Source organism: Vallitalea sediminicola, from assembly GCF_054408565.1.
Genome location: NZ_BTPT01000013.1, coordinates 20,124 through 34,595, shown reverse-complemented (window position 1 = coordinate 34,595; position 14,472 = coordinate 20,124). Strand labels below are relative to the sequence as shown.

Below are 14,472 nucleotides of genomic sequence, written 5' to 3'. Positions count from 1 at the left end.
ACAAAAAGAAAAAAAGCATATAAGATTATATTATAACCTTACATGCTTATCTTATATACTATTTAGTTCAAATGTCTTATTTGCTTAATTTTTCATGAATAGCATTCGCAGCTTTTTTACCTGCTCCCATTGCAAGAATAACTGTTGCAGCTCCTGTAACAGCGTCTCCACCTGCATATACATTTTCTATAGTAGTTTCCATAGTATCTTCATTAACTACGATACAACCTCTTTTATTAACGTCAAGTCCATCAGTTGTATTTCTAAGAAGTGGGTTAGGTGTTTGACCGATAGCTACAACAACAATATCAACATCCATTATTTCTTCGCTACCTTCAATAGGCTGTGGTCTTCTTCTACCGCTATCATCTGGTTCGCCAAGTTCCATCTTGATACATTTCATACCAGTGACATGACCATCTTCACCAATAATTTCAATTGGATTCTTCAATAAATCGAATATAATTTGTTCTTCCTCTGCATGATGGACTTCTTCCAATCTTGCAGGTAACTCTTCTTTACTTCTTCTATAGACAATCTTAACTTCTTTTGCTCCCAATCTCTTAGCGGTTCTTGCTGCATCCATAGCTACATTACCACCACCGATAACTGCAACCTTTTCACCTATTCTTACAGGTGTTGGACTATTAGGGAAATCATAAGCTTTCATAAGGTTAACTCTAGTTAAGAATTCATTAGCTGAGTATACCCCATTAAGATTTTCTCCATCTATATTCATAAATCTAGGAAGTCCTGCTCCACTACCTACAAATACAGCTTGAAATCCTTCTTCTTCAAATAATTCATCTATAGTAATAGATTTTCCTACTATAACATTTTTTTCAACTTTTACTCCTAGATCAATAACACTCTTTATTTCTGTTTGAACCAAACCCTTTGGTAAACGGAATTCAGGTATACCATACATTAGAACACCACCTAGTTGATGAAGTGCTTCATACATAGTTACTTGATAACCTTTTTTAGCCAAATCAGCTGCACATGTCAAACTAGCTGGGCCACCACCAACAACTGCAACCTTTTTATTGTTTGATTCAGATTTTTCAACTTCTTTTTTAATATTTTTCATATAATAATCAGCAACAAAACGTTCAAGTCTACCAATAGCCACTGCCTCACCTTTAAGACCTCTAACACATTTACCTTCGCATTGTGACTCTTGTGGACAGACTCTTCCACAAATAGCTGGTAATCTATTTTCTGTAGCAATAATATTATATGCTGCTTCTATATTACCTTCACTAACTTCTTTAATGAATTCTGGAATAGGTACACTAACTGGACATCCCCCAACACATGGTCTAGTCTTACATTGCAAACATCTGCCAGCTTCTTCCATAGCTTCTTCTAAAGTATAGCCACAAGTAACTTCTTCAAAATTCTTTATTCTCAATAAAGGATCCTGCTCCTTCATTTTAACCTTTTCTTTACTCATGTTAGGCATATTTTTCCCCTCCTACTTTTTGTTTTTGATCCCATCCAATTTACATACATGGTCTTCTTCATCTTTATAGTAGCTTTGTCTTCTCATACATTCGTCAAAATCAACTAAGAATCCATCAAAATCCGGTCCATCTACACATGCGAATTTTGTTTCCCCACCTACAGTAACACGACATCCTCCACACATACCAGTTCCATCTATCATAATAGGATTAAGTGATACCCCTGTTGGTATATTAAGAGGTTTCGTAACTGAAACAACTGCTTTCATCATGATCAAAGGTCCTATAGCAATAACCTCATCATATTTATTTCCCTTTTCTAACAAATCATTTAGTACATCAGTTACAAATCCTTTAGTACCTTTTGTTCCATCGTTAGTAGCAAAATATATATTATCACATACTTCATTGAATTCATCTTCAAGAATTATGTACTCTTCACTACGACCACCAATAATAACGTCAACACTGACGCCCATTGATTTTAATTTCTTTATTTGAGGATAAAGTGGAGCAGCTCCAACACCTCCGCCTATTCCTAATACTCTCTTATGTTTTTTTAATTCAGTAGCTTGACCTAGAGGTCCTACAAAGTCGTTAATAAAATCTCCTTCTTGCTTCTTACTAAGTAATTTAGTTGAATATCCAACAACTTGGTATATAATTGTTACTGTCCCTGCTTTTCTGTCATAATCAGCAATAGTTAGTGGAATTCTTTCACCTTCATCATTTACTCTAAGAATTATGAATTGTCCTGGCTCACATTTTCTAGCAGTAAAAGGGGCTTCTACAACCATTAATTCAACTTGACTATTGATGGTTTTCTTCTTTACAATTTTGTACACTTAAATTACCTCATTTCTTTATTCTTTTATTTCATCCAATATATTTTTCTTAATTCGACTTAGATAAGTCTTTTTTAAATTATATCATAATTTATTATATAATAATAAATGAAATTTTCCTTGGTAACTAATTTTATATATATTGAACTTATATATTTAATTATTTTTCAATGCTCTCCAATAGATCTTGATTCTCTTTGCTACCAAGAATTTCATCTGCATTCTTAGAACCTTTTGGATTGAATAGATTTCTCTTGAATTTTATTCGTAATATTCTTCTAACTGATTCGTCAATTCTTTCCTCAGATATAATTCCTGAATCAACAGATTCCAAGACTTTTTTATAACCTTCTTCAAAAGGTATAGGCATAAGTAATATATCAACACCTGCATTAACTGCCTTGACACATACCTCTTTCGTATCATATTCCTTCATTATTGCTCCCATATTAAGAGCATCAGTAATAACTAATCCATCATAACCTAATTCATTTCTAAGTATATTAGTAACAATTTCTTTTGACAAAGATGCTTCCACATTTTCTTTGTCCACTTTTGGAACTTTTATATGTGCTATCATTATTCCATCTACATCAGCTTCAATACCCTTTTTAAATGGTACGAATTCAATCTCTCTAAGTCTATCAATATCATGCTCTACAATTACAGAACCAGAATGAGTATCTTTTGCAGTGTCCCCATGCCCTGGAAAATGTTTTATAACAGCTGATACATTCTCATCTTGCAGTCCTTTAACACAGTTATACACCATGTTACCAACTAATTCTTCATCACTACCATAAGCCCTAACACCTATGACAGTATTATCAGGATTCGTATTTACATCAGCTACAGGCGCAAAATCAATATTAAAACCTAGAGATGATATTTCCCTTGCAAGGATTGTTCCTATTTTATATGCATTTTCAGGAATTTTAGTATCACCAATCACTTTATTATTTGGTAGTATTGTTGCATGCATATTAGGATTCTTAGCTATTCTTGACACTAAACCTCCCTCTTCATCTACTGAAATGAAAAGTGGAATATTAGATACTTCTTGAATATCACTAATTAACTTTTTGGTTTGAGTTATGGTATCTATGTTACTTCCAAAAAAAATTACTCCACCCAATTCATATTTTTCTATCAATTCCCTACCAGAATCATTCAACACAGTTAGAGCCCCATTATTATTAAGCGAATCAGCATCAATCATGAACATTTGTCCAATCTTTTCCTCCAATGTCATTCCATCAATAATATCATCTATTTTTTTTTCAATAGATTCATTTTTACTATCAATATCAGTATTATTATCTTCACTTCTACTATCATCATTTTTTACTTCATCATCATTGCTACTTATATCTTCTATCTCATTAGGTACATTATCTTTTTCCTTATTACTATCAGTAGGCGAACACCCTACTACTAATAAAATTAAAACAGCTAACACAAATACATATCTATACATTAATTAACCCTTTCTTTCCTAAATTTCCATAAGTAAAATTTCTACGTAAAAGCTCCTATCAAACCAGAAGGATAAAGTCTTTAATCATACCAAAATTATAGATATAACACGTCAAAACATATTATATACTATTTTATTCAGTAAAAAAAGGATTTTATTGATTTAATTGTATAAATCGTTAAATTATGCATATAAACATTCATTTCAATTAGATTGATAATAGTCTATTGTTTCATAATCAATTTCATTTTCTTCCTTAATGAATTCCATTACATTAAGATATTCTCTAAGAGTATCAATACATGTGAAACAAGGTATTCCAAGATGCTGTGCAAAAGTACGAAGCTTGAAACCATCTCTTTTTACATCTTTTCCTTTCGTCGGAATATTGAATACCATAATTATTTCACCATTTTTCATCTTATCTCTAACATCCTTAACATTATCAGATATTTCAGTACTGCTAATCCCCATATCCTTCAAATATTTATTAGTACCAGCTGTGGAATGTATTTTGAAACCAAATTCTGCAAGTTTTCTAATATAAGTAACTGCTTCTTCTTTGCTTTCATCATTGATAGATACTAATACATTGCCTCCATCATAGAACTTGTATCCTGCTCCTACAAAAGCCTTATACAAAGCTTTTTTATAATCAGAATCTATGCCTAGCACTTCTCCTGTGGATTTCATTTCTGGAGTTAATGCTACATCTACATCGTTTAATTTGACAAATGAAAATACAGGTGCTTTTACTGCTACTAGATTAGTTGTTCCTGCAAGATTAATACCATAAGGTAAATCTTTTAATTTATCACCAAGTATAGTTTCCATAGCTATCTGAACCATAGGTATCTTAGTAACTTTACTAAGTATAGGCACAGTTCTTGATGCTCTCGGATTAACCTCAATAATATATACTTCTTCATCTCTAACAACAAATTGTATATTCATGAGTCCTATGACTTCTAATGCTTTTGCAATCTTTTTAGTATAGCCTATAATAATATCAATTACTTTTTCTGATAATGTCCTTGGAGGATATACGCATATACTGTCTCCCGAATGAACTCCTGTTCTTTCTATATGTTCCATGATACCAGGAATCAATATATCTTCTCCATCAGATATAGCGTCAACTTCAACTTCTATACCTTCTATATATTCGTCTATAAGTATTTGATGATCAGCTGATATGGATGCAGCCTCACTCAAATATTGTTCTAAGTCACTATCATTTCTTACAACCATCATTGCTCTACCACCAATAACATATGAAGGTCTTATAAGAACAGGATAATTTATATCATTAGCTACTTTTATTGCTTCAGTGGCAGATGAAACTGAACTTCCCTTAGGTCTATTAATATCTAATTGATTCAGTAACTTATCAAATCTCTCTCTATCTTCTGCAACATCAATAGAATCTACTGAAGTTCCAAGTATCTGGACTCCATTTTTAACTAGTTTCGGAGCAAGATTAATAGCTGTTTGTCCTCCAAATTGAACTATGACACCCTTTGGTTTTTCTTTTCTTATTACATTAAGAACATCTTCTATGAAAAGTGGTTCAAAATATAATTTATTGGATATATCAAAATCCGTACTTACTGTTTCAGGATTATTATTGATTATTATTGATTCATAACCTAGATTTCTAATAGACCATACTGCATGGACTGAGCAATAATCAAATTCAATACCCTGCCCTATTCTTATGGGTCCCGAACCTATAACAATAATCTTTTCATTCTTACTTATTTCATTTTCATTTTCTTGTTCATATGTTGAATAATAGTAAGGGGTGTGAGATTCAAATTCAGCTGCACAAGTATCCACCATTTTATATACTGGATAAATATTGTAAGCTCTCCTTAATGTATCTAACATTTCATAAGATTGATTAGATAAATCCATAATCTCTATATCAGTAAACCCTAGTGTTTCAGCTTTTTCTAGTAATTCTTTAGTAAGTAATGTAGATTTCAATTCATTTTCTAGCCTAATTATATTATCTATCTTATATAAAAACCATTTATCTATGGATGTAATTTCATTAATCGTATCTACCGATATACCTTTCCTTAGTGCTTCTGCTAATACAAAAATCCTCCTATCATCAACAAATTGTAACTTATCATATATTTCTTCTTTTGTCAGTTTTTCCAATTCTTCTATTCTAAGTCCGGTTTCTTTTCCTTCTAAGGATATTACCGCTTTCAACAAAGAACTTTCAAAAGTTCTATCAATAGCCATGACTTCACCAGTTGCTTTCATGGCAGTCCCTAATTCTCTATTGGCATAGTCAAATTTGTCAAAAGGCCACTTAGGAATCTTAGTAACAACATAGTCAAGCGCTGGTTCAAATGAAGCCTTAGTCTTTTTAGTTACCGCATTATCTATTTCATGTAGATTAAGCCCTATAGCTATCTTAGCTGCAATCTTAGCAATAGGATAACCTGCTGCCTTTGATGCTAGAGCAGATGAACGACTAACCCTAGGATTGACTTCTATTACTATATATTCTTTACTTATAGGATTAAGAGCGAATTGCACATTACATCCACCCTCAATTTTCAGCGCTTTGATTATCTTGATAGAAGAACTTCTAAGCATATGATATTCGTTGTCAGTCAATGTCTGAGATGGTGCTACAACGATGCTATCTCCAGTATGAATACCCACAGGGTCAAGATTTTCCATGTTACAGATTATTATGCAAGTATCATTACTGTCTCTCATAACTTCATATTCTATCTCTTTCCAGCCTGCCACTGACTGCTCAACTAGAACCTGATTAATTCTACTGTGCATCAGACCTGTGAGTAAGATATCTTTTAATTCTGATTCATTATGAGCAATTCCACCACCAAGGCCACCTAATGTATAAGCTGGTCTTACAATAATAGGGAATCCAATATCTTTGGAGAATTCTATTCCATCTTCTATATTACAGATGATTTTACTTATAGGAATCGGTTCATTAATTTCAATCATCAAGTTTCTGAAACTCTCTCGGTCTTCAGCTTTTTTTATGGTTTCTAAGGATGTTCCAAATAAAGTTACATTGTATTTATCTAGAATACCTGCTTCTTTTAATTCCACTGCCATATTAAGTCCTGTTTGTCCACCTAATGTAGGTAAAATACCATCAGGTCTTTCTTTGTCAATAATATAGTCAAGTGAATCAACAGTAAGAGGCTGGATATATACTTTATCAGCAATATTATCATCTGTCATTATTGTTGCCGGATTACTATTAACCAATACTACTTCTATACCTTCTTCTTTTAGAGCTTTACATGCTTGAGTTCCTGCATAATCAAATTCCGCTGCTTGACCAATTACAATAGGTCCAGAACCAATGACCAGCACTTTTTTTATATCCATGTTTTTAGGCATTTTCTCACCCTTTCTATTATAAGTTTATACACTAATTGCTTCAATCCAATCTCTAAAAATATAATGACAATCTTCTGGTCCTGGTCCTTCTTCTGGATGGAATTGTACTGTTTTTACGTTGTAATGGTCACAACTAAACCCTTCAATAGTATTGTCGTTGACATTGATAAAAGTCTTTGCCATATCTGCTGTAAAACTGCTTTCTTCTACTGCATATCCATGATTTTGAGATGATATAAATACCTTTCCAGTATTCATATTAATGACAGGGTGATTACTACCTCTATGTCCGAATTTTAATTTATATGTATCTGCTCCAAGTGCAAGTGCAATAATTTGATGACCAAGGCATATTCCCCAAATAGGTAGCTTACCTATTAACTCTTTTACTGTTTTGATGGGTATAGAAGCCTCCTTTGGATCTCCAGGTCCATTAGAAAAGAGTATTCCATCTAAATCGTATCCTATTATCTGCTCTGAACTGATATCTTGAGGAAATATATATATATCACAGTCAAGATTAATCAGCTGATTAATTATACCCGACTTGATTCCAAGGTCAACAACACCTATTTTTTTACCTGACCCTTCGATATGTTTGATATCTTTTCTAGATACCTGCTCAACAATATTACTTGGAAATTTATAATGATTTAATTTCTCATATAATGCCTCTTCGTTCTCAGTAGTTATCATGCATTTCATGGTACCTTTTTCTCTTATCTTCTTTGTTAACATTCTTGTATCAACACCATATATACCTGGTATATTATTTTCTTTTAGATATGTATCGATATCCTTTTCGCATTGCCAGTGATTAGGATTAACTGAATACTCCTTAACAACAAATCCTGCAACTCTGATACCATCCGATTCCATATCATCGGCGTTTATACCATAATTACCAATTAAAGGATATGTCATTGTAACTATCTGACCAGCATAAGATGGATCTGTTAGTATTTCCGTATATCCTGTCATTCCAGTATTGAAAACCAATTCACCACAAACCGTAGCCTTAGCTCCAAAACTTTTTCCTTCCAAGACTGTTCCATCTTCAAGAATTAACTTTGCATACATTAAATCTCTCCTTCCAGAACACTGCTTAGTACTATAATAGCAGAATCTATATCTTCTTTTTTAACTATAAGAGGTGGAACAAATCTAATTATACGTTCACCTGAGCCAATTAATAATAATCCTTTATCCATACATTTTTTAATTATATCTTTTACAGGAATATCCATTTCCATTCCTAACATTAGCCCATGTCCTCTAACATCACTAATGAATTCATATTTATCTTTTAATTCATTTAATTTCTTGGATAAATAATTCCCTTGTACCTTAACATTATCAAGAAATTCTTTATTAGAAATCTCTTCCAATACAACTTTTGCAGCAGTACATACTAAAGGATTACCGCCGAATGTACTTGCATGGTCTCCAGGGCAAAAACCCTCAGCGACTTTTTCATTAGCTATAACCGCTCCAATAGGTAATCCGCCACCTAGACCTTTTGCTAGAGCTACTATATCAGGTTTTACATCGTATAACCCATATGCGAATATTTCTCCTGTTCTTCCCATACCACATTGAACTTCGTCGAATATCAATACTAAGTTATTCATATCACATATCTCTCGAACTTGTTTCAGATACTCCTTCTTGGCAGGTCTTATACCACCTTCACCTTGAATTGGTTCCAATAATACTGCACATGTATTATCATCTATAGTTTCTTTTAGCGATTCTATATTGTTGAACTCTGCGTATTTTACACCTGGAAGTAAAGGATCTAGTCCTTTTTGATATTTGAGTTGACCTGTTGCGGTAACTGCGCCATATGTTCTACCATGAAATGAATTCTTCATGGTAATGATTCCGTTTTTACCAGCACCTAATTTTTTCTTTGCATATTTTCTTGCCAATTTCAAAGAACCTTCTATAGCTTCTGCACCACTATTACAAAAGAAAACTTTATCAAGTTTACTATGTTGCACCAATAATCCCGCTGCTTCTATAGCCGGTTCATTCCAATAAAGATTAGAACAATGTGTTAGATTATCAAGCTGTTTTTTTAGTGCTGCTACTAATTTTTCATTTTTATATCCAAGAGAATTAACCGCTATTCCAGCAACAAAATCTATATATTCATTACCATCATTATCATATACTTTTATTCCTTCTCCTTTTTCTATAACAATTGGAAAAGAAGCATATGTATTCATAAATACTTCATTACCTTTATTTATCAACTGTTCCATTTATTATCACCACTTTCATTAATATAGAATCAATCTCCATAGAACATAGTTCCTACACCGCTTTTTGTAAAAATTTCTAATAATAAGCTATGTTCTACTCTTCCATCAAGTATATGTACACTTTTAACACCTTTATAAATTCCAGATGCACAACATTCTGCTTTTGGAATCATTCCGCCGCTGATAATGCCTTGTTCTATATATTTAGGTACTTCTAGAACATCTATCTGAGATATTAATGAGGAACTATCACTAACATCTCTAAGAATACCTTCTACGTCTGTTAGAAAAATCAGCTTTTCAGCTTTTAGCGCTCCTGCAATAGAACTAGCAGCATAATCAGCATTAATATTGTAAGTATCGCCATTATTATCTGTCCCGATAGGTGCAATTACTGGTATGTATTCATTTTCAAGAAGAGTTTCAATCAGACCTGTATTAACTTTTGTAATTTCACCTACAAATCCAACATCATGACCTTCAACAACTTTTTTTGTTACTTTCAAGGTTTTGCCATCTTTACCACTTATACCAACTGCACCTATATCATGATTTTCAATAAGCTGCACTATGTCTTTATTCACTTTTCCTGATAATACCATCTCAGCCACTTGAACTGTTTCATCATCTGTAACCCTTAGCCCATTGATGAACTTACTTTCTTTGCCAATTTTACTTAGCATATTACTGATTTCTTTACCTCCGCCATGGACGATAACCGGCTTAAGTCCTACTAATTTCATTAATACAATATCTTGAATTACAGACATTTTAATGGATTCATCCACCATAGCACTGCCACCATACTTGATGACCACTATATCACCATTGAATTTTTTTATATAAGGTAATGCTTCAACCAATACCTTTGCTCTTTGAATGTATTTTTTCATATCTTTTTCCTTTCCAATCAAGTTCTATATTCTCCGTTGATTTTCACGTATTCATAACTAAGGTCGCATCCCCAAGCCTTCGCCTCACCATTACCTTCATCCAACTCAATTTCCACTATGATATCTCTTTCACCGATAATGGATGATGCAAGATCTTCATCAAAATCTATAGGTAATCCATTTTCTACAAGAGTAATTCTTCCTTTATCACTTACGTAATGTAAACTCACTTTGCTTGGGTCAAATTCTGCACTTGAATAACCCATAGCACATAATATTCTTCCCCAGTTGGCATCTTCACCAAAGAATGCTGTTTTTACCAGATTGGATGTTATAACTGATTTACTTAATAATCTTGCATCTTCTTTATTTTTAGCTCCTTCAACAGATACTTCAATGAATTTAGTTACCCCTTCTCCATCAGCAACGATTAGTTTAGCTAAATAAACATTTATGTAATCAAGGGCTTCTTTAAAGATTTTATAGTTATCATTAATTTCATCTATTTTTTCATTATCTGCTTCCCCATTGGCTAATAGAATAACCATATCATTAGTACTGGTATCACCATCAACGGATATCATGTTATAAGAATCTTTTATACTGTCTGATAATGCTTTTCTAAGCAAAGTTTTAGAAATATTGATATCTGTTGTAATGAATGAAAGCATTGTTGCCATATTAGGATGGATCATTCCTGAACCTTTTGCCATCCCGCCTATAGTAACTTTTTTACCATCTATGATCACAGTTACTGCAATTTGTTTGCTGTATGTATCTGTAGTCCTGATGGCATTCGCCGCATCATCTGCTGATTGTTCAGTATGCTCTAATTTATCTGATATATCATCAATTCCATTACATATTTTATCAATTGGTAATTTTACTCCTATAACACCTGTAGAAGCTACCAACACTTCGTCTTCATCTATTCCAAGAACTTCTCCTGTTTTTGTAGCCATTTCATTAGCATGAGTCATACCTATTTTTCCTGTACAAGCATTTGCGTTTCCACTGTTGACTACAATAGCTTTAACTGTATTACCATCATCATATATCTTTTTATTCCAGATTACTGGTGCGGCTTTTACTATATTCGTTGTAAAAGTTGCTGCCATATTGGCTGGAGTTTTCGTATGCACAATAGCTAAATCCTTATTTTTTCTCTTGGCTCCACAGTGTACTCCACCTGCGAGAAAACCATTAGCAGCTGTTACACCGCCTTTTATTATATCCATATCGTCATCACCTTTCGTAAATGTCTATTTCTAATTAAATTGGGAAAGCAGGAACCATCTCAAGTCCTGTATTTTCTTTTAGTCCAAAAATTAAATTCATATTCTGAACAGCTTGACCTGCTGCACCTTTTAATAGATTATCAATTGCACCAATTACAATTATTCTATTAGTCCTTTCATCTATCTGAAAATTGATATCGCAATAGTTGGAACCTTTTACCCATTTAGTTTCTGGAAACACTCCTTCTGGTAAAAGTCTGATGAACTGTTCATCTTTGTAACACTTTTCATATACCTCTTTAATATCTTTATATGTATATTTCTTATTAAGACTAGCATATGCTGTTATAAGAATACCTCTATTCATAGGAATGAGATGAGGAGTAAAAGAAATTGTAATGTCACTACCTGCCACATTACTAAGTTCTTGTTCAATTTCTGGTGTATGTCTATGAGATGCAATTTTATATGCTTTGATTGATTCATTACATTCAGTAAAATGAGTTCCTAGATTAAGTGCTCTTCCCGCACCAGTAACACCAGATTTGGCATCAACTATAATTGAACTCTTATCTATTAGATTATTCTTAACTAATGGCATTAGAGATAATATGCTACAAGTTGTATAACAACCTGGATTAGCAATTAAATCAGCTTTTTTGACTTCTTCTCTTTTTAACTCACATAATCCATAAACTGCCTTATCAATAAGCTCAGGACTACCATGAGAAACACCATACCATTTATCATATACCGATAAATCATTCAACCTATAATCAGCACCTAAGTCAATTACTTTAGTTTTTTCTAGAATCTTTGTAGATATTTTATTGGATGCTATACCATGTGGTAATGCAATAAATAGTACATCTACTTTTTTTGATATTTCATCTATTTCTTCTTCAACCAATTTATCAGATGTTATATCAGTAAAATTACCATATACTTGATTATAATTCATGTTTTTATATGTTCTAGATGAAATTATCTCCACTTCACATTTTGGATGTTGTATTAATAATCTCATTAATTCTTGCCCTGCATAACCTGTAGCTCCTATGATACCTGCTTTTATCATGAAATCACCTCTCGAACTTTTTAATAATTATACATTATTATTAATATTTATGCAATAGGTTTTAAAAATATTTGGTTAATTCTTGTGATTTATAGAAAAAGCTTGATTCAAGCTATATTTAATTGTAGAATATGGTATAATATAATGATGTAAGGGGGAATTCTAATGGAAAATTTTGTGATTACATTAAGTTATAATTATGTCTTTTTCTTATTATTTAATTTAATATTTACATCGATAATAATAACGTTAGAAAGAAAATCACCTACTACTACGCTTGCTTGGTTATTATTCATGATTATGCTTCCTGGAATTGGATTTATTTTTTACTTGATCTTCTCTCAAAATATTTCTAAAAGAAAAATATTCAAATATACATCCGAAGAGAGTAAATTATATAAATCAATACTTAATGAACAAAGAAAAGAATTCGAAAATCATTCTTTTAAGTTTAATGATAATTCCATGGTCAATTATAGTGACATGATTCTTTTTCATAATAAGTTAAGTGAATCTTTTTATTCTCAAAATAATGATGTTCAAATTATGACTGATGGAAAAAAGAAATTCCAGATATTATTTGAAGAAATAAAAAAAGCCGAAAATCATATTCACATAAGTTATTATATTATGAAAAATGATTCTATCAGCTATGAATTATATGACCTTCTTAAGCAAAAGGCTCGCGAAGGTGTTAAAGTTAGATTGTTAGGTGACCATATCGGTTGTAGACATATAAGAAAGCAGACTTATAGAGAACTACGAGAAGCAGGAGTGGAAGTTGCTCTGTTCTTTCCATCTAGATTTAAACTCATTAACTCAAAAGCCAATTATCGTAACCACCGTAAAATTGTTGTTATTGATGGTGATGTAGGCTTTATAGGTGGTTTCAATGTTGGAGATGAATATCTAGGTCGAAACAAAAAATTTGGATATTGGCGAGATACCCACTTAAAAATTAAGGGTGATGCTGTTGTAGGTTTACAGATGAGATTTTTATTAGATTGGAGAAATGCATCCAAAAAATCTTTAGAATCTTCATTAGATTATTTCAAAAAATCTCCTAGTCCATCAATCGGTAAAATAGGAATGCAGATAGTTACCAGTGGACCAGATTCAATTAATGAACAGATAAAACATGGTTATATCAAAATGATATCTTCCGCTAAGAAATCAATCATTATTCAAACGCCATATTTCATACCTGATGAAAGTATTATGGAAGCTCTCAAGATTGCTTCTGTATCTGGTGTAGATGTACGGATGATGATTCCAAACAAACCTGATCATATGTTCGTATATTGGGCTACCTATTCTTATATTGGTGATTTATTAAAATACGGAGTACGTGCTTTTACTTATGAAAATGGTTTCTTGCATTCTAAGATGATAGCAGTGGATGGTAAACTGTCTTCTGTTGGAACTTGTAATTTTGATATTAGGAGTTTCAAGTTAAATTTTGAAGCTAACGCTTTTATATATGATAGACAGACTACTAGAACACTTGAAAGAGAATTTGCAAAAGATTTACAGCTATGTAATGAAATAACAAAAGAAGATTATTTACAAAGATCTCAACGTATCAAAATGAGAGAAACCATATCTAGGCTTTTTTCCCCAATACTCTAGAACTAAAAATTATCTTTATCAAATTAGTTATTGAAAAGTGTACAATCGTACGCTTTTTTTATTGTATCTTTATATTATCGATTGTATAAAATAACCAAATTCTTATAGTAGAATATATTTTTTTATACTTATATGTATAATATTCATTTTTTATGAATATTTTCACTTAAACTATTG

The 14,472-nt window shown here is 32.1% G+C and carries 10 protein-coding genes; 1 reads left to right on the top strand and 9 read right to left on the bottom strand.

Features of this window, described 5'->3' with window-relative positions; genetic code table 11:
* Positions 1 to 76: 76 nt before the first annotated feature.
* The 9 genes from gltA to argC form a co-directional block, all read right to left on the bottom strand.
* A complete protein-coding gene (gltA, locus tag ACX6CF_RS05595; protein WP_458784322.1) occupies positions 77 to 1,465 on the bottom strand; it encodes an NADPH-dependent glutamate synthase in 1,389 nt (462 codons plus the stop codon).
* Between the two features lie 12 nt (positions 1,466 to 1,477).
* Entirely contained in the window at positions 1,478 to 2,311 is an 834-nt protein-coding gene (locus ACX6CF_RS05590) for a sulfide/dihydroorotate dehydrogenase-like FAD/NAD-binding protein (RefSeq protein ID WP_458784321.1), read from the bottom strand.
* A gap of 160 nt (positions 2,312 to 2,471) precedes the next feature.
* Positions 2,472 to 3,788, bottom strand: coding sequence for a glycoside hydrolase family 3 protein (locus ACX6CF_RS05585; protein WP_458784320.1), 1,317 nt, complete (start codon positions 3,786 to 3,788; stop codon positions 2,472 to 2,474).
* A 204-nt stretch (positions 3,789 to 3,992) separates the two neighbouring features.
* A complete protein-coding gene (carB, locus tag ACX6CF_RS05580) occupies positions 3,993 to 7,190 on the bottom strand; it encodes a carbamoyl-phosphate synthase (glutamine-hydrolyzing) large subunit (RefSeq protein ID WP_458784319.1) in 3,198 nt (1,065 codons plus the stop codon).
* A 24-nt stretch (positions 7,191 to 7,214) separates the two neighbouring features.
* Positions 7,215 to 8,270: a glutamine-hydrolyzing carbamoyl-phosphate synthase small subunit gene (gene carA / locus ACX6CF_RS05575; RefSeq protein WP_458784318.1), complete on the bottom strand. Its 1,056-nt coding sequence runs from the start codon at positions 8,268 to 8,270 to the stop codon at positions 7,215 to 7,217.
* Complete coding sequence (locus ACX6CF_RS05570; RefSeq protein WP_458784317.1) at positions 8,270 to 9,457, bottom strand: acetylornithine/succinylornithine family transaminase; 1,188 nt, start codon at positions 9,455 to 9,457, stop codon at positions 8,270 to 8,272. The genes carA and ACX6CF_RS05570 overlap by 1 nt, the downstream gene beginning before the upstream one ends.
* A 29-nt stretch (positions 9,458 to 9,486) precedes the next feature.
* Positions 9,487 to 10,350: an acetylglutamate kinase gene (argB, locus tag ACX6CF_RS05565; protein WP_458784316.1), complete on the bottom strand. Its 864-nt coding sequence runs from the start codon at positions 10,348 to 10,350 to the stop codon at positions 9,487 to 9,489.
* A 17-nt stretch (positions 10,351 to 10,367) separates the two neighbouring features.
* Positions 10,368 to 11,588, bottom strand: coding sequence for a bifunctional ornithine acetyltransferase/N-acetylglutamate synthase (gene argJ, locus ACX6CF_RS05560; RefSeq protein ID WP_458784315.1), 1,221 nt, complete (start codon positions 11,586 to 11,588; stop codon positions 10,368 to 10,370).
* Between the two features lie 34 nt (positions 11,589 to 11,622).
* Complete coding sequence (gene argC / locus ACX6CF_RS05555; protein ID WP_458784314.1) at positions 11,623 to 12,666, bottom strand: N-acetyl-gamma-glutamyl-phosphate reductase; 1,044 nt, start codon at positions 12,664 to 12,666, stop codon at positions 11,623 to 11,625.
* A 165-nt stretch (positions 12,667 to 12,831) separates the two neighbouring features.
* On the opposite strand from argC, the gene cls reads away from it, so the two are divergent.
* Positions 12,832 to 14,295 (top strand): cardiolipin synthase, encoded by a 1,464-nt coding sequence (cls, locus tag ACX6CF_RS05550; RefSeq protein ID WP_458784313.1) that lies wholly within the window; start codon positions 12,832 to 12,834, stop codon positions 14,293 to 14,295.
* Positions 14,296 to 14,472 lie beyond the last annotated feature (177 nt).